Origin of the sequence: Citromicrobium sp. JLT1363 (assembly GCF_000186705.1) — a bacterium.
Lineage (GTDB): Bacteria > Pseudomonadota > Alphaproteobacteria > Sphingomonadales > Sphingomonadaceae > Alteriqipengyuania.
On the sequence record NZ_AEUE01000006.1, the window covers coordinates 196,768 to 213,913 of the forward strand.

General features: G+C 64.4%; 19 protein-coding genes. 16 read left to right on the plus strand and 3 right to left on the minus strand.

What is annotated here, in order from left to right:
• Nucleotides 1-28: 28 nt before the first annotated feature.
• Both glyS and ADAD_RS0110765 read right to left on the minus strand, forming a co-directional pair.
• Nucleotides 29-2,497, minus strand: a complete 2,469-nt coding sequence (gene glyS / locus ADAD_RS0110760) for a glycine--tRNA ligase subunit beta (RefSeq protein WP_050803741.1) — start codon at nt 2,495-2,497, stop codon at nt 29-31.
• Nucleotides 2,464-3,363 carry a glycine--tRNA ligase subunit alpha gene (locus ADAD_RS0110765; RefSeq protein ID WP_029140078.1) on the minus strand — a complete coding sequence of 300 codons (900 nt, stop codon included), beginning with the start codon at nt 3,361-3,363 and terminating at the stop codon, nt 2,464-2,466. The genes glyS and ADAD_RS0110765 overlap by 34 nt, the downstream gene beginning before the upstream one ends.
• Nucleotides 3,364-3,669: 306 nt before the next feature.
• Between ADAD_RS0110765 and ADAD_RS17310 the strand changes: the two genes are divergently transcribed.
• From ADAD_RS17310 to ADAD_RS0110855, 15 genes are all read left to right on the plus strand, one after another.
• Nucleotides 3,670-3,792: a hypothetical protein gene (locus tag ADAD_RS17310; protein WP_010413610.1), complete on the plus strand. Its 123-nt coding sequence runs from the start codon at nt 3,670-3,672 to the stop codon at nt 3,790-3,792.
• Between the two features lie 220 nt (nt 3,793-4,012).
• Nucleotides 4,013-4,207, plus strand: a complete 195-nt coding sequence (locus ADAD_RS0110790) for a helix-turn-helix transcriptional regulator (protein ID WP_010413616.1) — start codon at nt 4,013-4,015, stop codon at nt 4,205-4,207.
• Nucleotides 4,194-4,619 carry a hypothetical protein gene (locus tag ADAD_RS0110795; protein ID WP_010413618.1) on the plus strand — a complete coding sequence of 142 codons (426 nt, stop codon included), beginning with the start codon at nt 4,194-4,196 and terminating at the stop codon, nt 4,617-4,619. The genes ADAD_RS0110790 and ADAD_RS0110795 overlap by 14 nt, the downstream gene beginning before the upstream one ends.
• A gap of 72 nt (nt 4,620-4,691) precedes the next feature.
• On the plus strand, nt 4,692-5,639 hold the full coding sequence (locus ADAD_RS0110800) for a TraB/GumN family protein (protein WP_010413620.1): 948 nt from the start codon (nt 4,692-4,694) through the stop codon (nt 5,637-5,639).
• A gap of 5 nt (nt 5,640-5,644) precedes the next feature.
• Nucleotides 5,645-6,538 (plus strand): TraB/GumN family protein, encoded by an 894-nt coding sequence (locus ADAD_RS0110805; protein WP_033193319.1) that lies wholly within the window; start codon nt 5,645-5,647, stop codon nt 6,536-6,538.
• 130 nt (nt 6,539-6,668) lie between these two features.
• On the plus strand, nt 6,669-7,349 hold the full coding sequence (locus tag ADAD_RS0110810) for a 50S ribosomal protein L25/general stress protein Ctc (RefSeq protein WP_010413624.1): 681 nt from the start codon (nt 6,669-6,671) through the stop codon (nt 7,347-7,349).
• A 90-nt stretch (nt 7,350-7,439) separates the two neighbouring features.
• Nucleotides 7,440-8,009, plus strand: coding sequence for an aminoacyl-tRNA hydrolase (gene pth, locus ADAD_RS0110815; protein ID WP_010413626.1), 570 nt, complete (start codon nt 7,440-7,442; stop codon nt 8,007-8,009).
• A gap of 8 nt (nt 8,010-8,017) precedes the next feature.
• Nucleotides 8,018-8,632 carry a CPBP family intramembrane glutamic endopeptidase gene (locus tag ADAD_RS16395; RefSeq protein ID WP_010413628.1) on the plus strand — a complete coding sequence of 205 codons (615 nt, stop codon included), beginning with the start codon at nt 8,018-8,020 and terminating at the stop codon, nt 8,630-8,632.
• 3 nt (nt 8,633-8,635) lie between these two features.
• On the plus strand, nt 8,636-9,634 hold the full coding sequence (locus tag ADAD_RS0110825) for an SDR family oxidoreductase (protein WP_010413630.1): 999 nt from the start codon (nt 8,636-8,638) through the stop codon (nt 9,632-9,634).
• Entirely contained in the window at nt 9,624-9,998 is a 375-nt protein-coding gene (locus tag ADAD_RS0110830) for a DUF4087 domain-containing protein (protein WP_029140079.1), read from the plus strand. The genes ADAD_RS0110825 and ADAD_RS0110830 overlap by 11 nt, the downstream gene beginning before the upstream one ends.
• A 27-nt stretch (nt 9,999-10,025) precedes the next feature.
• Nucleotides 10,026-11,126, plus strand: coding sequence for a redox-regulated ATPase YchF (ychF, locus tag ADAD_RS0110835; protein WP_010413634.1), 1,101 nt, complete (start codon nt 10,026-10,028; stop codon nt 11,124-11,126).
• A 69-nt stretch (nt 11,127-11,195) separates the two neighbouring features.
• Nucleotides 11,196-11,999: a DUF1206 domain-containing protein gene (locus tag ADAD_RS0110840; RefSeq protein WP_010413635.1), complete on the plus strand. Its 804-nt coding sequence runs from the start codon at nt 11,196-11,198 to the stop codon at nt 11,997-11,999.
• 31 nt (nt 12,000-12,030) lie between these two features.
• Nucleotides 12,031-12,768, plus strand: coding sequence for a MauE/DoxX family redox-associated membrane protein (locus tag ADAD_RS0110845; protein WP_010413637.1), 738 nt, complete (start codon nt 12,031-12,033; stop codon nt 12,766-12,768).
• 19 nt (nt 12,769-12,787) lie between these two features.
• Nucleotides 12,788-13,252 (plus strand): MaoC family dehydratase, encoded by a 465-nt coding sequence (locus ADAD_RS0110850; RefSeq protein ID WP_010413640.1) that lies wholly within the window; start codon nt 12,788-12,790, stop codon nt 13,250-13,252.
• A gap of 17 nt (nt 13,253-13,269) precedes the next feature.
• Nucleotides 13,270-14,019 (plus strand): GDSL-type esterase/lipase family protein, encoded by a 750-nt coding sequence (locus tag ADAD_RS0110855; protein WP_010413642.1) that lies wholly within the window; start codon nt 13,270-13,272, stop codon nt 14,017-14,019.
• Nucleotides 14,020-14,027: 8 nt separating this feature from the next.
• Here the strand turns inward: ADAD_RS0110855 and mutL are convergent, their stop codons facing one another.
• Nucleotides 14,028-15,887, minus strand: coding sequence for a DNA mismatch repair endonuclease MutL (gene mutL / locus ADAD_RS0110860; RefSeq protein ID WP_010413644.1), 1,860 nt, complete (start codon nt 15,885-15,887; stop codon nt 14,028-14,030).
• A gap of 192 nt (nt 15,888-16,079) precedes the next feature.
• On the opposite strand from mutL, the gene ADAD_RS0110865 reads away from it, so the two are divergent.
• Nucleotides 16,080-17,123: a rod shape-determining protein gene (locus ADAD_RS0110865; RefSeq protein ID WP_010413645.1), complete on the plus strand. Its 1,044-nt coding sequence runs from the start codon at nt 16,080-16,082 to the stop codon at nt 17,121-17,123.
• Nucleotides 17,124-17,146: the final 23 nt, after the last annotated feature.

Sequence of the window (17,146 nt, forward strand, 5' to 3'; positions counted from 1 at the left end):
ACCTGACACAGTGTTCAGGCGCTAAATTCTATCCCTCGATTTTTCCGAAGTCCGCCACCTGGTGGACCGCGTCTCGAAAACGCGCGAGCAGCCCAAGGCGTGCCGAACGTTTTGTTTTATCGTCGTCATTTACCGTCACATTCTCAAAGAAATCGTCAATCGGCGCGCGCAAGCTGGCAAGCGCGGACATCGCATCCGCAAACCGCTCCTCGCGCACTGCCGTTGCCGCCTGCGGGCCTGCCGTATCAAGCGCATCCATCAGCGCCTTCTCGGCCGGTTCGGGCGTGTAGGACAGCGATTTCGCGCTATTGCGCCGCTCTTCGACCTGCGCGGCGACGATATCCTTCATGTCCGGATCGTCGACCAGCACCAGCGGGTCTTCCTCGCCGGTATGGGGCGCATCGTCTTCGCCCTGCCAGTCTTCCTTCTTCAGGATGTTCGCCGCGCGCTTGTACCCGGCGAGCAGGTTCTTGCCGTCCTCGGTCTCCATGAAGCTCTGGAGCGCGTGGACGCGGGCGAGCAGGCGAACGAGATCGTCCTCGCCGCCAAGTGCGAACACCGCGTCGATCAGGTCGTGACGGACGCCTGCCTCGCGCTGCTGGACCTTGAGGCGGTCGGCGAAGAAGTCGAACAAATCGCCGACAAACGAGGACGGACGTAAGAGACTACGGAACGGTTTCGGTTCGCCGTCAGCTTCAAAGGCTGGGCGGAAGGCCACGCCGCTATCCCCTGCCCCTATGAGTCGATCATCCAACCAGCGATAGCGTTCATCAGAAGAACCCGCCTTATCGATAAGGTTGTAGGCAGGTTGATTTCCGTCGACTGCAAGCAAGACGGTGAGCGGAATCAACAAAGCCGACGATAGACCGAAGCGCAGGTTATTCCTCGAAATCAGGGCTACGGTGCCCAAGGTGGCCCGACGGAGGGCGAACGGATCCTTGGAGCCGGTGGGCTGCATGTCAGCGGCGAAGAAAGTGACCAGCGTATCCAGCTTGTCCGCCAGACTCACCGCCACCGTCACCGGAGCAGTCGGCACCTCGTCGCCCTGCCCGACCGGCTTGTAGTGATCGCGGATTGCGTCGGCGACGGCCTCGGGCAGACCCTCGGCGCGGGCGTAGTAGCCGCCCATGAGGCCCTGCAGCTCGGGAAATTCGCCGACCATCTCGGTTACGAGGTCGGCCTTGCACAGCCGCGCGGCCTGTTCGGCCATGTCGGCCAATTCTTCCTTCGTCACCCCCGCGGAGGCGGGGGTCCCGCTCCCTTCCGTGTCCGCACCCGAAGAAGCGGGACCCCGGATCAAGTCCGGGGTGACGATATCGGATTCCACCAGCCAGCGGGCCAGTTTGGCGACCCTCTCGACCTTGTCGGCGACAGTGCCCAGCCTCTCGTGGAAGGTGATCCGCTTGAGCCCCTCGGCATGCTGCGCGAGGGTTTTCTTCTGGTCGACCTCCCAGAAGAAGCGCGCGTCGGACAGCCGCGCGGCGAGCACCTTGCGGTTGCCGTCGACGGTTGCCGCGCCGCCGTCCGCCGCCTCGATATTGGCGGTGCAGATGAAGGCGTTGGCGAGCGTGCCTTGCGCATCCTCGCAAACGAAATACTTCTGGTTGACCCGCGCGGTGAGCTGGATCGTTTCGGGCGGAACGGTAAGGAAATCCTCCTCGAACCGGCCCAGCAGCGGGATCGGCCATTCGGTCAGGCCCGCATTCTCGACCACCAGCCCCTCGTCCTCGACCAGGCTCAGCCCAGCTTCGGACGCGACCTGCGCCGCGCCCTTGCGGATCAGTGCGGCGCGTTCCTCGTGATTGACGATCACATGCGCGGCACGCAGCTTGATGGCATAGTCGTCCGCGTCGCCGATCGTGATGTCGCCCGAATGATGGAAGCGGTGGCCCAGCGTGACCGCGCCCGACGTAACGCCATGCACCTCGCACGCGACCACCTCGTCGCCCAGCAGCGCGACGATGCCGGACAGAGGCCGCACCCAGCGCATGCTTTCGGTCGAGATCGACGCCGCACCCCAGCGCATCGACTTGGGCCAGGCGAAATCGCGGATGATCGCGGGGATCGACTCTGCCAGCACATCGCGCACCGCCCTGCCCGGCGTGTCGATCACCGCGAAGTACGTCTCGCGGCCCTTCACTTCGCGCACCTCGAGCTGGTCACGCGTCACGTTGTTCTTGCGGCAGAAGCCGTCGACCGCCTGATCGGGCGCGCCCACGGGCGGGCCCTTGGCTTCCTCGCTGACCGCCTGCGTCTCGGTCGGCAGCCCCCGCGCGATCAGCGCGAGGCGGCGCGGGGTGGACCACACGGTGACCTCGCCCATCGCGACGCCCGCTGCGTCCATCTCGCGCCGGAACAGCTTTTCCAGTTCGGCGCGCGCACCCGCCTGCATCCGCGCGGGGATTTCTTCGGAGCGCAGTTCGAGGAGGAAATCGCTCGCGTTCTTGTCGGGTGAACGTTCGTTCACAGGGACCACTCCGGATAATTCTCGGCCCATTTCGGCGCCATCAGTTCGGCGTATTTCTCGCAGGAGCCACGCGCGAGATCGCGCACGCGGCCCATGTAGCTCGCGCGTTCCTGCACGGAGATCACGCCGCGCGCCTGCAGCAGGTTGAAGATGTGGCTCGCCTCCACAGCCTGTTCGTATGCGGCGATGGGGACATCATGAGCGAGCGCATTTTCGCACTCCTTCTCCGCCTTGGCGAAGAGGTCGAACAGCGCATCGGTCTCCGCGACCTCGAAGTTCCACTTCGACATCTGCTTCTCGTTTTCGAGGAAGACCTCACCATACGAAACGCCGCGCCCATTGAAGTTCAGGTCGTACACGTTGTCGACGCCCTGAATGTACATCGCGAGGCGTTCGAGCCCGTAGGTCAGCTCGCCTGCGACCGGCTTGCAGTCGAAGCCGCCCATCTGCTGGAAATAGGTGAATTGGGTGACTTCCATCCCGTCGCACCAGACCTCCCAGCCCAGGCCCCATGCGCCGAGCGTGGGCGATTCCCAGTCATCCTCCACGAAGCGGATATCGTGCTTGAGCGGATCGATCCCGATCACCCGCAGCGATTCCAGGTAGAGGTTCTGGATGTCGGGCGGGCTCGGCTTCAGGATCACCTGATACTGGTAGTAGTGCTGCAGACGGTTCGGGTTCTCGCCGTAGCGGCCATCGGTTGGGCGGCGGCACGGCTGCACGAAGGCGGCATTCCATGGCTCGGGCCCCAGCGTGCGCAGCGTGGTCGCGGTATGGAACGTCCCCGCCCCCATCCGCATGTCGTAAGGCTGCAGGATCACGCAGCCCTGCCCTGCCCAGAAATCGTGCAGGGCGAGGATCATGTCCTGGAAACTGTTTTTCGGATCGCGGCTCATCAGGCGAAGGGCCATGGCGAAGCGCTGCGAAAGCGTCAACGCCATGCGTCGGATTGGCGGACAATGTCATCCCTTCCCGACCTTATGTCAGGTACTATTGACATAGACAGCGAATCGCGACATATAGTCATGCATACCTGACATGGTGTCAGGATGTAGCGACGGAGGTAGCAGTGAAGAAGAGCTTCTGGTGCACCGGTGAGATGAGCCGCGACGAAAAGGTCGCGTTCTGGATTTCCATCGCGACGGTCCTGATCGCGTCGCTCACCGTAATCGTGAACTAAGCAAGAGAGGGAAGGACAAGCCATGACCATCGAACTCAACAAGCAGACCATCGGCCGAACCGTCCTTGCGACCGGGCTGCTGTTTTTCGCCGGATACGGCGTCGGCAATATCGCCGCGAAAATCGTGATGCTGATCGGCGGATGAGTACCGCGCCCGGCAGCCGCTCCCTTGCCTGGACGATGATCGCGCTGGCGTTCCTCATGTCGATCCTGGCCATCATCATCAGCACGAGGTGAACCAATGACCGCAACCGAAAGAAAAGACGACCAGCCCCGCGAGGCAGATCGCAGCAGCGACGACATGATGGTGTTCTGGCTGCTCATGTTCGCCATGGTCGTGCTGGCGTGGGCCTAGGCGGCATCACATGAAGAACCGCCTCAAAGTCCTGCGCGCCGAACGCGACTGGAGCCAGGCCGAACTGGCCGGGCGACTCGACGTCTCGCGCCAGGCGGTCAACGCCATCGAGACCGGCAAGCACGACCCCTCGCTGGGCCTCGCATTCAAGATCGCTCGCCTGTTCGACACGCCGATAGAGGAGATTTTCGATGACGCAGAATGACGGGAATCTTTCGGGCGAACAGCGGCTGAAGGCGCGTCGCCGCCGTTTCTTCCGCTACCTTGCCATCGCATTTGTGGTCAGCATGGTTGTCGGCATCCTGAGCGGTGGGGTGGCCGCATTCTACGAGGACGGCACCGTCCCGCTCTGGATACCCTTGGTGGTGTGCGTTGCAGCTGCCCTGGCATTCGCCTGGTTCACCTACGACTATTTCAGGCGGGTCGACGAACTGGACCTGATGGACAACCTATGGGCTCATCTGATCGGTTTCTACGGCGGCCTCACCGTGTTCGGCGTGTGGTACTTCCTCGCCGAGCTTGACCTTGCGGCAAAGCCGAGCGCCGTTGCCACCGTCGCCATCATGGTTGCCCTGACCTTCGTCGCCTACGGCCTGCGCAAACTCGGCCTGCGATGACATCACAACGCGCTGACAACACAGCGTAATTCGACTAGTTCATCACTCAATAATCGAAAGAAGGATACCCCCATGCATTTCCACCGCAAATCGAAGTTTCTCGCCAGCGCCTGCGCTGCATTCGCCATCGCCGCGACCACGGTGGGCTGCGCCCCGGCGCAGACGATGTCGACGCCCGTCGCTTCGACGCAGGCTCCGGCAAGTTCTGTCGGCATCGAGGGCCCGGCACTGTGGCGCGTCGCCGACGAAGACACCACGATCTACGTCTTCGGCACGGTTCATGCCCTGCCCGACGATGTGAACTGGTATTCCGGCACCGTGAAGAACGCGCTCGATTCCAGCGACACGCTGGTGACCGAGATCGACATGACCCCGGCTGCCGAGGCGGAAACGGCCGCGCTGTTCCAGCGCACCGCCACCCTTCCCGCAGGCACGACCCTGCGCAGCCTGCTGACGGAGGAACAGCGCACCGATTACGAGGCGCTGCTGACCGAGTTCGGCATGCCGGTCAACGCGCTCGACACCGTGGAGCCCTGGGGCGCCGCGCTGGCGCTGTCGCAGATCGCATTCGCCAGGGCGGGGATCGACGGCGAGAACGGCACGGAGAAGGTGCTGGAAGAAAAGATCGGCGACCGGCTGGGCCGCGATGCGCTGGAGACGGCGGCATTCCAGCTGGAGATCTTCGACGGCCTGCCGCAGGATGCGCAGATCGACTATCTGATGGAGACCGTGACGGAGATCGACACGGTCGTGCCCATGCTCAACCAGATCATCGCGGAATGGGCGGAAGGCGACGTCGACGATCTGGGCGCGCTGCTGAACGAAGCGCTGGAGGCCGACCCGGTTCTCGCCGATCGCATGCTCTATTCGCGGAACAAGACGTGGGCGGGCTGGATCGACGAGCGGCTCGATAGCCCGGGCACGATCTTCATGGCGGTTGGCGCAGGGCACCTGGCAGGCAACCGGTCGGTACAGGATTATCTCGCCGAGCGCGGGATCAGCATGACCCGCGTACAGTGACGACCATGAACCTGTTCCGATCCGCCCTTCTCGCACTGCTCGCCTGTCTGGTCGCCGCCTGTGCCCAGCCCGACGAGCGCGAGACGGGCGGGCCGGACGCCCCGAACCCCCTGCTGTGGGAAGTCGCGCGGTCGGACGGATCGGTCGAAGGATGGCTGATGGGCACGATCCACGCGCTTCCCGACGGGGCCCGATGGCGCAATGGAGCGATCGACCGCGCCGTCGCCGATGCCGATATTCTCGTCATGGAGATCGACGATCTGGACGATCGCAAGGCCATGGCAGCCGCTTTCCAGCCGCTCGCCTTTTCCGATGGGCAGCCGCCGCTTGCCGCGCGCGTACGCCCGGAACAGCGCGAGCAGCTGGCCGATCTTGTCGGGCAAACCTCCTACGATCTTGACGACTTCGCCCGGATCGAAAGCTGGAGCGCGGCGCTGATCCTGGCACAGGCGATCGAAACCGATGCGGACGCGCGCAATGGCGTGGACCGTGCGCTGGTCGAGGATTTCTCGGGGCGCCCGACCATGGAGATCGAGGGCGCGCGAGAGCAGTTCGCGGTGTTCGACGGATTGTCGGAGAGCGCGCAACGCGCCCTGCTCGCCGCCATCGTCGAGGATTCGCGCAAGGACGAGGCGGAACGCATGGAACCGATCACGCTGTACCTCACCGGCGATGTCGACGGGCTGGAGCGCCTGTCGCGCGAAGGCATGCTGGCGATACCCGAAGTCCGCGAGGCACTGCTCACGAAACGCAACGCGCGGTGGACACCGCGGATCGAGCGCCTGCTGGCGCGCGAGGAGCGCCCTCTGATCGCGGTGGGCGCTGCGCACATGGTGGGCGATGACGGGCTGGTCGCCCTGCTCGAAGCGGAAGGCTATCGCGTCACGCGCGTGCAATAGGCTTGGCGGCGCCGATGCAGCTTGCATTTCCGCGCCACTGCCCGTAACAGCGCGCGCTTCGGCGCCATGTGCATCCCTGGAGGCGTGGCGGACCGAAGCATAATATCCGCATTTCGAAAGGTAGTATACGATGAGCGACGCTCTGACCCTGCCGGCCGAGACGCGCGACCGGGCTGGCAAGGGAGCCTCCCGGGCACTGCGTCGCGAAGGCCGTGTCCCCGCCGTGATCTATGGCGGCAAGGAAGAACCCATCACGATCCACGTCGAAGAGCGCGAACTTATTCGCCAGCTCGACATGGGCCACTTCATGAACTCGATCATCGAAATCGAAGTTGGCGGCAAGAAAGTGCGCACCCTGCCCAAGGACGTTGCGCTGCACCCCGTCACCGACCGTCCCGAGCATGTGGACTTCCTGCGCCTTGCGAAGGGCGCCAAGGTGGACGTGAGCGTCCCCGTGGTCTTTGTCGACGAAGAGGAATCGCCCGGCCTCAAGAAGGGCGGCGTTCTCAACGTGGTCCGTCACGAGCTGGAACTGGTCTGCGAAGCGGACAAGATTCCGAACGAGATCGTCATCAGCGTCAAGGGCAAGGAAGTCGGCGACTCGATCCACATCAGCGAAGTCGACCTGCCCGAAGGCAGCACCTCGGCGATCACCGATCGCGACTTCACGATCGCCACGCTGGTCGCCCCGTCCGCGCTCAAGAAGGCCGAAGGCGCCGAGGGTGAAGACGAAGTCACCGAAACCGAGGTCATCGAGCAGCATGCCGAGACCGTGGAAGGTGAAGACGACCAGGTCGTCGACGGCGAATAAGCCGCTTCACATACTGCATTGCGAACGCCGGGCCTCTCCCCAGAGGTCCGGCGTTTTCATTTCCGGGCCAAGCGATTAGGGACTGGCGCCATGCAGATATGGACAGGCCTAGGAAACCCGGGACCGCGCTACGCGCTCCATCGGCACAATGTCGGCTTCATGGCGTGCGACGTGATCGGCGAGGCCCACGATTTCGGCCCCGTGCAGAAGAAGTTTCAGGGCTGGGTCCAGGAAGGCCGGATCGGGACCGAGAAGGTCCTGCTGCTCAAGCCCGCAACCTTCATGAACGAGAGCGGCCGTTCGGTCGCCGAAGCCATGCGGTTCTACAAGCTGGAGCCGGACGCGCTGACCGTCTTCCACGACGAGCTGGACCTCGCGCCCTTCAAGGTGAAGGTTCGCATGGGCGGCGGGCTGGCCGGGCACAACGGCCTGCGCAGCATCAACCAGCATCTCGGCCCCGATTTCAGGCGAGTGCGCATCGGCATCGGCCATCCGGGCCACAAGGACCGCGTGACAGGCCATGTCCTGGGCAACTTCGCCAAGGCCGAGATGGACGATCTGGCGGACATGCTCGGCGCAATGGCGAGCGAGGCATCGTGGCTGGCCGAAGGCGACGATGCGCGCTTCATGAACGATGTCGCGCTCAGGATGCAGGATTGACGCGGACCATGCCGGGCCGCGGTACCCTGCTTGTCCTGCTGACCGCGCAAACGCTGTTCTTCGCCATTATCGGCCTTGCCCTCTGGGTGCTATCGGGCCGCCCCGCCCGGTCCTTCGTCACCTTCGGGTCGGACGAATTCGTTGCCGGAGGGCTGCTTGCCGCGGTGCTGGTCGTGCTGGCGGCGGCGACCTTCTACGGCCTGCCGAAGCTCGCCGAATACCTCGTGCGGGCACAGGCGGATAACTTCGCCTTCCTCGAAAAGCCGCTGCCCTTCCCCGCCGTCATCTGGGTCTCGCTGGGTGCGGGGATCGGCGAGGAAGCGCTGTTTCGCGGTGGCGTGCAGACGCTCGCGGGTGACTATATCTCCGCGCCGCTGGCCATTGCCTTCGCCGCGGCGCTCTTCGCGGTGGTCCATTTCGCGAAGCCGACGGTCGCCGCGATCATCTTCGCGATCGGAGCCGTCTTCGGCTGCGTCTACTGGATCACGGGATCGCTGCTTGCGGTGATGCTGGCCCATGCCCTCTACGATGTGTTCGCCTTGTGGTACGTCCAAAAGGAGATGCACCGGCTCCGCGTGTTCGCGGCTAAGGAGGTATCGAACGACGAGACGATCACGGAGTAGACCATGCCCCAGCTATCCCGCCGTACCCTGCTTGCCGGCGCCGCCGCGACCGGCGTGCTGACCGCCACGGCCGCCCGCGCCCAGCGCGACCTTGCGGCCACCACGCCCAATCTTTTCGGCAAGAGCGTGCTCATCACCGGATCTTCCTCCGGGTTCGGGCGCCTGGGCGCGGAGCATTACGCGCGTCTCGGCGCGAAGGTCTTCGCGACCATGCGCAACCTCCCCCGCCCCGAAGCGGAAGAGCTGCGCGCCCTCGCCGCAGACGACGGACTCGACATCACCGTGATCGAGATCGACGTCCTGTCCGACGCGCAGGTCGCAGCGGGCGTCGCCGAGGCCGAGCGGCTGAACGGCGGCGGGATCGACGTGCTGGTCAATAATGCCGGGATCGGCATATCGGGCCCCATCGAAGTGCAGGACATGCAGGCGACCGAGCTGATCTTCGGCACCAACGTGCTTGGCGCACACCGGATGGCACGCGCCGTGCTGCCGGGCATGCGCAAGAAAGGCGGCGGTCTGATCGTGCCGATCTCCAGCCAGCTCGGCCGGGTGATCGTGCCCTACTCCGGCCATTACTCGCCGACCAAGTTCGCGCTGGAAGCGATGAGCGAGGCGATGGCCTACGAACTCGTGCCGCATAATATCGAGGTCTCGATCATCGAGCCCGGCGGCTATCCGACGCAAGTCTGGGTCAACCGCAATATCTACACCTCCGCGCTCAAGGAACGTGCGGCGCAGGTTCACACGGCAGGCTATCCGCAGGTGGTCGCGAACATGGGCGAGGAAGACGGTTCGGGCCGCAGCGCCGACCCGATGGACGTGCCGCGCGCCATCGCGCAGATCATCGCCATGCCCGGCGGTACGCGCCCGCTGCGCACCGAGGTCCATCCCGGTTCCAAACCGCAGATGAGGATCAACGAGGTGACGGCACAAGTGCAGGTCGGCTGGCTCGGCGGGTCGGGCTACGGCCCGCTCATCAAGGCGGTCCATAATGTGGACTAGCCGCCCCGCCCTGCTGATGGCCGCGCTGCTCGGCGCTGCTTCGTGCGTCACCTCCCCCGCCCTTGCGGAAACGCGCTGCGGCTGGCTGGTAAACCCCACGCCCGCCAACTGGTGGCTGATCGATGCCCAGGGCGAATGGACCATCGGCGAACAGGGCGGCTATCAGGCCCCCGGTTTCGACGAAGCGCCCTGGGAGGGTACGCGCGAACAGGTGCCGGTAAACGGCAATTACGGCTATGAATGCGCGTGCATGGCGGTTACGAGCGATCCCGACACGAAGACCATCACGCGCGTCATCTCGGTTCGGTCCAGGCCGCTGAAAGCCTGCAGGGCGGATCCGAAGCTTCCTTCGATGGAGGCCTGACGCGCCCTACCCGATCAGAGGATTCCCATGGGTTTCAAATGCGGTATCGTCGGCCTGCCCAATGTCGGCAAGTCGACGCTGTTCAATGCCTTGACCGAAACGCAGGCCGCCCAGGCCGCGAACTATCCCTTCTGCACGATCGAGCCCAATGTGGGACAGGTCTCCGTGCCGGACGAGCGGCTGGAAAAGCTGGCCGCCATCAGCAAGAGCGCCAAGATCATCCCCACGCAGCTCGCCTTCGTGGATATCGCGGGGCTGGTGAAAGGCGCCAGCAAGGGCGAAGGCCTGGGCAACCAGTTCCTCGCCAACATCCGCGAAGTCGATGCCATCGTCCACGTGCTGCGCTGCTTCGAGGATGACGACATCCAGCACGTGAACAACAAGGTCGATCCCATCGCCGATGCCGAAGTGGTGGAGACCGAGCTGATGCTGGCCGACCTCGAAAGCGTCGAGAAGCGCGTCGAGAACGCGAAACGCCGCGCGACCGGCGGCGACAAGGAAGCCAAGGCGCTGGCCAGCGTGCTGGGCCAGGCACTCGAATTCCTGAAGGACGGCAAGCCCGCGCGGCTGGTCGAACCCGGCGACGACGAGGAAGCGCGGCTGTTCGAACAGGCGCAGCTGCTGACCGCCAAGCCCGTGCTCTACGTATGCAACGTGGCCGAGGAAGACGCGGCCGAGGGCAATGCCCTGTCGAAGCTCGTGGCCGAGAAGGCCGAAGCCGAAGGCGCGCAGTCGGTGGTCGTCTCCGCAGCCATCGAGGCCGAGCTTGTCGAGATGGAAGAGGCGGACCGCGCCGAGTATCTCGCCGAGCTGGGCCTCACCGAAAGCGGCCTCTCGAAGATCATCCGCGCGGGCTACAAGCTGCTGGGTCTGCAGACCTTCTTCACCGTCGGCCCCAAGGAAGCGCGCGCCTGGACGTTCCCGGCGGGCGCCAAGGCCCCGCAGGCGGCGGGCGAGATCCACACCGATTTCGAACGCGGCTTCATCCGCGCGGAAACCATCGCCTACGACGATTACATCGCGCTGGGCGGCGAGGCTGGCGCCAAAGATGCAGGCAAGCTGCGCCAGGAGGGCAAGGAATACCTCGTGCAGGATGGCGACGTGCTGATGTTCAAGTTCAACGTCTGAGGATTCTCGGCACCATAGTGCTCCCCCGCCGTTGGATCGAAAACAACGGCAAAACAGGGGCTCACGCAGATGGTCGACAAATCCGAGAAGTTTAACTGGCTGGTGCGCGTGGGCTATTTCAGCCGCGCCATTCTCTACACCGTCGTCGGTTTGATCGCGCTGACCAGCGCGGGCCGCATTGCCGAAGGTACGGCAGGCATCTTCAAGGCGATCGAGGACTTCCCGGGGGGTACGGCGATCCTGTGGATCATGGTGCTGGGCCTGTTCGGCTATGCGCTGTTCCGCTTCTGCTCGCCACTGTTCGATATCGAGAACGAGGGTTCGGACGCCAAGGGCTGGGGCAAGCGGATCGGCCATGCGGGCAGCGCCATCGGCCACCTCGCCCTCGCCTGGTCGGCGTTCAAGTTCGCGACCGACAGCGGCGGCGGGTCCGGCGGCGGCGCGCAGGAAGCGGCTTCGGGCGTGCTCGGCGTGGAATTCGGCGGCATCCTGCTCGGCCTGCTGGGCCTCACCTTCTTCATCGCTGCGTTCAATCAGGGCAAGAAGGGCGTCACCGGCAGCTTCATGAACCGCGTCAGTCCGCAGGCACCCGATTTCACGCGGATGATCGGCGGTGCGGGCTATGTCGCGCGTGCGGTCGTGTTCGTCATCATCGGCTGGTCGCTGGTGGGCGCGGGCTTCATGTCGCAGGGCAGCGATCAGGTGAAGACCATCGGCGATGCGGTCGCCAGTCTGGCGGATGATGGCATCTGGTTCACGCTGGTTGCGATCGGACTGCTGCTGTTCGGCCTCTTCAGCTTCATCCTCGCCCGCTACCGGATCATTCCAGAGCTGAGCTCGGGCGGAAAGGTGCCCAAGTTCCGGGCGGGTTGAAGGATACCCCTAGGGGGTATATATTTCGGCTATGACCAAGACCGCCGAACTGCACCGCATGGTGATGGACAAGCACGTGTGCCCCTATGGCACCAAGTCCAAATGGCTGCTCGAGAACGCGGGTTACAAGGTTGAGGATCATCACCTCACCACCCGCGAGCAGACCGACGCCTTCAAGGACGAGCACGGGGTGAAGACGACCCCGCAGACCTTCATCGATGGCGAGCGGATCGGCGGTTACGAGGAACTGCGCAAGTACCTCGGCAAATCGGTGAAGGACCCGGATAAGACGAGCTATCGCCCTGTTCTGGCGGTCTTCGCGGTAGCCGCCGCGCTGGCCGTGACGCTCAGCATCGGGCTGCTGGACGGCCTGACCATTCGCACCATCGAATGGTTCGTTGCATTTTCCATGGGCATGCTCGCCATGCTCAAGCTGCAGGATGTCGAGCAATTCTCGACCATGTTCGTGGGCTACGACCAGCTTGGCCGAAGGTTCGTGCCCTACGCCTATGCCTATCCCTACCTGGAGGCGACGGCGGCGGTACTCATGGCGGGGCGCATTCTGCCATGGCTTTCCATCCCCATCGCGCTGTTCATCGGGACAGTCGGCGCGGTCAGCGTGTTCTACGCGGTCTATGTCCAGAAGCGCGACATCAAGTGCGCCTGTGTTGGCGGTGGCAGCAACGTGCCGCTGGGCTTCGTTTCGCTGACCGAAAATCTAGCCATGATTGCCATGGGAATCTGGATGCTGCTAGGCCCCGCGCTCTAACCAGCGAAGGGCGTCTTGAATGCAGTATTTCGAGGATTTGGAAGTCGGCACGAAGTCGTCTTTCGGCCACTACGAGGTCACCCGGGAAGAGGTGCTGGAATTCGCCTCCAAATACGATCCGCAGCCATTCCATCTTGACGACGAAGCTGCGGCGCAGACCTTTTTCGGGCGCCTGTCGGCCAGCGGATGGCACACCTGCGCCATGTCGATGCGGATGATCGTCGATCAGTTCCGCCATGAAAAAACAGCCTCTATCGGTTCGCCGGGAATCGACGAACTGCGCTGGCTCAAGCCGGTCTATCCCGGTGACACGCTCAGGATGGAAACCGAATTGATCGAGAAGCGACGGTCAAAGTCCAAGCCGAACATGGGCTTCACGAAAAGCCGCCAGACCGTTTTCAACCAGCATGACGAACCGGTGCTGACGATGATCGGCAACGGCATCTTCGCGGTCCGCGATCCGGAACACACCCCGGAAGGCTGAGCAGGCAGGAGCAAACCATGTCGGTGATCCGTTTCTGGCCTTGGCTGCTGGCCATGGCTGTGATGTTCGTGTGGGGCCTTGCGGCGGGCGAGTACAAGATCTTCCCGCACTCCCAGATCAACTACGTGAAGAACCTGATCGATGGTGACGACGGTTCGCGCGATCCGGACGAGTATATCGGTTCACCCAAATCCGTCATCATCGGCCAGGGTGACCCCTTGTGGGGAACCCGCGCGGACGTGGCCATGGTCGGCGATTCCATCACCGCGCAAGGTCGCTGGCACGAAATGTTCCCGGGCACGAGTATCGTCAACCGCGGCGTGGGCGGCGATACGGTGGGCGGCGTCAGGGAGCGTCTGCCATCGATCCAGGCGGTGCGGGCGAAGAAATACTTCCTGCTGATCGGCACGAACGACGCTCTGTTCGAAAACCCGGACGACGCATTCCTGGGCCACTATTCGGCGGTAATCGACGGGCTGCAGGCAGACGGCGCACAAGTGTTCGTGCACCCGATCCTCGATTGCGGCGATACGCCGCAATGCACGCCGGAGGTCCGCGACAGGATCGCACGGCTGAACACCAAAATCGTCGATCTGGCGCGGCAGAAAGATGCGCGGATCATCGACCTCAACGGCTCTCTGTCAGACGAGGATGGACTACTGCCGGAAGTGACCTGGGACGGTCTGCACCTCAATTCAGAGGGTTTCCGTCGCTGGCGAGAAGCCATCGAACCGGCCGTGACCTCGACCGGGGACGATCGGAGCTGAGCGCAGGCTCAATGCCTTCCAAACAGCTTCTCGACCTCTTCCATCGATAGTTTCACCCATGTCGGGCGGCCATGGTTGCACTGGCCCGATCGCGGGGTGCGCTCCATTTCGCGCAGCAGGGCGTTCATTTCCTCGACGCGCAGGGTGCGCCCTGCCCGGACCGATCCGTGACAGGCCATGGTGGCGAGGACATATTCGATTTTCTCCGTCAGCAGCAGCGAGCCGCCGCCCTCGCCCGACCCGTCGATGCCGTTTTTCGCCAGATCGTCCGCAATGTCGCGCAGCAGCGCGTGCGGGTCCGCCTTGGGCAGTGCATGCGGCAGGCTGCGCACAAGCATGGCGGCCGGGCCGAACCGTTCGACGGCGAGCCCGAGCCGGTCGAGATCGTCTGCAATGCTCTCCAGCCGGTCGCACTCCGCCTCGGACATCTCGACCACTTCGGGCATCAGCAGCGCCTGGCTGCGAGAGACCGCATCGCTCGCCCCGGCGGAGCGCAGGCGTTCGAGCGTGAGGCGTTCGTGCGCCGCGTGCTGATCCACCAGCACCAGTCCGTCCGCCGCTTCCGCCACGATATAGGTGTTGGCGACCTGCCCGCGCGCAATCCCCAGCGGATGGTCGGGCGCGACCTGTGCGGCCTCCTCGGCCTCGATGGCCCGCCCGGAAGGCAGCGCCCCGGGCGAAGGAGCGCCCCAGTCCAGTCGCCCCTCGTGCAGCGAGGGTGTGCCCTCGCCTCCCAGCCTGTCGAAGATGGAGCGTGTGGAGTCACCCGCCGCCGCCTCGCCCGAAGCAAAGGCGCCCGGCGCCACCGGCTCTGCCTGCCACTTCGCCATCGCGCTGGCATCCGGCGCCTGCGCGCTGCGCTTGTCCCCTGTGGAGAGAGCGGCGCGCAGCCCGCCCACGATCATGCCGCGCACGCCCTGCGGATCGCGGAAACGCACCTCGCTCTTGGCAGGATGGACATTCACGTCGACATCCTCGGGCGGCAGGTCGAGGAACAGCGCGAGCACCGCATGCCGGTCGCGCGCGAGCATCTCGGCATAGGCACCCCGCACCGCGCCCACCAGCAGGCGGTCCTTCACCGGCCGCCCGTTGACGAACAGGTACTGATGATCCGCCACGCCGCGGTTGTATGTCGGCAGGCCGGCGAGCCCGGTCAGCGTCATGTCACCGCGCGCGAGATCGATCGGCACAGAATTGTCCTTCAACTCGCGCGCGACGAGCCGCACCACCCGCTCGGGCAAGGCTTCGCCGCGCTGCAGCTGGAATATCCGGCGGCCATTGTTGGAGAATGTGAAGCCGACTTCGGGGCGAGCCATCGCCAGGCGGCGCACGATGTCCTGACAGGCGGCATATTCGCTGCGCGGCGTGCGCAGGAATTTGCGGCGCGCGGGCACCTCGCGGAAGAAGTCCTCTATCCGCGCACGGGTGCCGGGCGGGACGGCAGCCGGCCTGTCTTCCACCACCCGCCCATGATCCACCACACGGCGCCAGCCTGCATCGGCGTCGTGCGGCCGGCTTTCGAGCGTGAAGCGCGCGACGCTGGCGATGCTGGGCAATGCCTCCCCCCGGAAGCCGAGAGTCGCGACTCGCTCCAGCGCGTGGCCATCGCCCACCAGGTCTTCGGGCAGCTTGGAGGTGGCATGGCGTTCCAGCGCGAGCGCCAGCGCGCGCTCGTCCATGCCGCAGCCATCGTCGACCACCTCGATGGCACCGATTCCGCCATCCTCCAGCGTCACCGCAATTCGGGTCGCGCCCGCGTCGATCGCATTTTCCAGCAATTCCTTGAGCGCGGCGGCAGGACGTTCGATCACCTCGCCCGCGGCGATGCGGTTGATGAGCGCTTCTGGCAGTCGTCTGATCGTCGGCATCTGGCCGGACGTAGCCGAGACGGTGGAAAAATTCGACGGGCCCCGCGAACTTACGCCCGTTTTTTGCTTAAAGGCGTCGCGTTTTACGTTAGGGGGCGCTAGGGGCCTTGTTCTGGTGGACTCGCACCAACGGCCCGTCCCTTCAACCACTGAAAAGGCCGACCGCAAGATCGGCACGGAAGCATACTACCTATGGGTTTCTTCTCGAATCTTCTGAAGTTCGGCACTCAGAACATGGCGATCGATCTCGGCACCGCGAACACGCTGGTCTACGTGCCCGATCAGGGAATCATCCTGAACGAACCCTCGGTGGTCGCCATCGAGACGCTCAACGGCATCAAGCGCGTGAAGGCCGTGGGCGACGACGCGAAGATGATGATGGGCAAGACGCCCGACTCGATCGAAGCGATCCGCCCGCTGCGCGATGGCGTGATCGCCGACATCGAAATCGCGGAAGAGATGATCAAGCACTTCATCCGCAAGGTGCACGGCAAGAAGAGCCTGTTCCGCTACCCCGAAATCACGATCTGCGTACCCTCGGGCTCGACCTCGGTCGAACGGCGCGCGATCCGCGATGCGGCCAGCAATGCGGGCGCCAGCGCGGTGTACCTGATTCTCGAACCCATGGCCGCCGCGATCGGCGCGGACATGCCGGTGACCGAGCCCGTCGGCTCGATGGTGGTCGACATTGGCGGCGGCACCACGGAAGTCGCGGTGCTTTCGCTGCGCGGCCTTGCCTACACCACCAGCGTGCGCACCGGCGGCGACAAGATGGACGAAGCGATCGTGTCCTACGTACGCCGACACCACAACCTGCTGATCGGCGAGTCGACGGCGGAGCGGATCAAGAAGGACTACGGCGTGGCCGTCGCCCCGGCCGATGGCGTGGGTGAAACGATCACCATCAAGGGTAGGGATCTCGTCAATGGTGTTCCGAAAGAGATCACCATCAACCAGTCCCATATCGCCGAAGCCCTGAGCGAGCCTATCGGTGCGATCGTCGAAGGCGTTCGAATCGCGCTGGAAAATACCGCGCCCGAGCTTGCTGCCGACATCGTCGACCAGGGGATCGTGCTGACGGGGGGCGGCGCGCTCATCACCGGGCTCGACGATCACTTGCGCGAAGAAACGGGCCTGCCCGTGAGCATCGCGGAAGACCCGCTGTCCTGCGTGGCGGTTGGCACCGGGCGTGCGATGGAGGACCCCGTCTTCCGCGGCGTTCTGATGACGGCCTAAGTCAACCGGGACCGAACCGGACG

Bases quoted from the DNA above. Each gene is read 5' to 3' on its own strand.
- glyS (WP_050803741.1), bottom strand. From the start codon at position 2,497: ATGGGCCGAGAATTATCCGGAGTGGTCCCTGTGAACGAACGTTCACCC.
- ADAD_RS0110765 (WP_029140078.1), bottom strand. From the start codon at position 3,363: ATGAGCCGCGATCCGAAAAACAGTTTCCAGGACATGATCCTCGCCCTG.
- ADAD_RS17310 (WP_010413610.1), top strand. From the start codon at position 3,670: ATGACCATCGAACTCAACAAGCAGACCATCGGCCGAACCGTCCTTGCG.
- ADAD_RS0110790 (WP_010413616.1), top strand. From the start codon at position 4,013: ATGAAGAACCGCCTCAAAGTCCTGCGCGCCGAACGCGACTGGAGCCAG.
- ADAD_RS0110795 (WP_010413618.1), top strand. From the start codon at position 4,194: ATGACGCAGAATGACGGGAATCTTTCGGGCGAACAGCGGCTGAAGGCG.
- ADAD_RS0110800 (WP_010413620.1), top strand. From the start codon at position 4,692: ATGCATTTCCACCGCAAATCGAAGTTTCTCGCCAGCGCCTGCGCTGCA.
- ADAD_RS0110805 (WP_033193319.1), top strand. From the start codon at position 5,645: ATGAACCTGTTCCGATCCGCCCTTCTCGCACTGCTCGCCTGTCTGGTC.
- ADAD_RS0110810 (WP_010413624.1), top strand. From the start codon at position 6,669: ATGAGCGACGCTCTGACCCTGCCGGCCGAGACGCGCGACCGGGCTGGC.
- pth (WP_010413626.1), top strand. From the start codon at position 7,440: ATGCAGATATGGACAGGCCTAGGAAACCCGGGACCGCGCTACGCGCTC.
- ADAD_RS16395 (WP_010413628.1), top strand. From the start codon at position 8,018: ATGCCGGGCCGCGGTACCCTGCTTGTCCTGCTGACCGCGCAAACGCTG.
- ADAD_RS0110825 (WP_010413630.1), top strand. From the start codon at position 8,636: ATGCCCCAGCTATCCCGCCGTACCCTGCTTGCCGGCGCCGCCGCGACC.
- ADAD_RS0110830 (WP_029140079.1), top strand. From the start codon at position 9,624: ATGTGGACTAGCCGCCCCGCCCTGCTGATGGCCGCGCTGCTCGGCGCT.
- ychF (WP_010413634.1), top strand. From the start codon at position 10,026: ATGGGTTTCAAATGCGGTATCGTCGGCCTGCCCAATGTCGGCAAGTCG.
- ADAD_RS0110840 (WP_010413635.1), top strand. From the start codon at position 11,196: ATGGTCGACAAATCCGAGAAGTTTAACTGGCTGGTGCGCGTGGGCTAT.
- ADAD_RS0110845 (WP_010413637.1), top strand. From the start codon at position 12,031: ATGACCAAGACCGCCGAACTGCACCGCATGGTGATGGACAAGCACGTG.
- ADAD_RS0110850 (WP_010413640.1), top strand. From the start codon at position 12,788: ATGCAGTATTTCGAGGATTTGGAAGTCGGCACGAAGTCGTCTTTCGGC.
- ADAD_RS0110855 (WP_010413642.1), top strand. From the start codon at position 13,270: ATGTCGGTGATCCGTTTCTGGCCTTGGCTGCTGGCCATGGCTGTGATG.
- mutL (WP_010413644.1), bottom strand. From the start codon at position 15,887: ATGCCGACGATCAGACGACTGCCAGAAGCGCTCATCAACCGCATCGCC.
- ADAD_RS0110865 (WP_010413645.1), top strand. From the start codon at position 16,080: ATGGGTTTCTTCTCGAATCTTCTGAAGTTCGGCACTCAGAACATGGCG.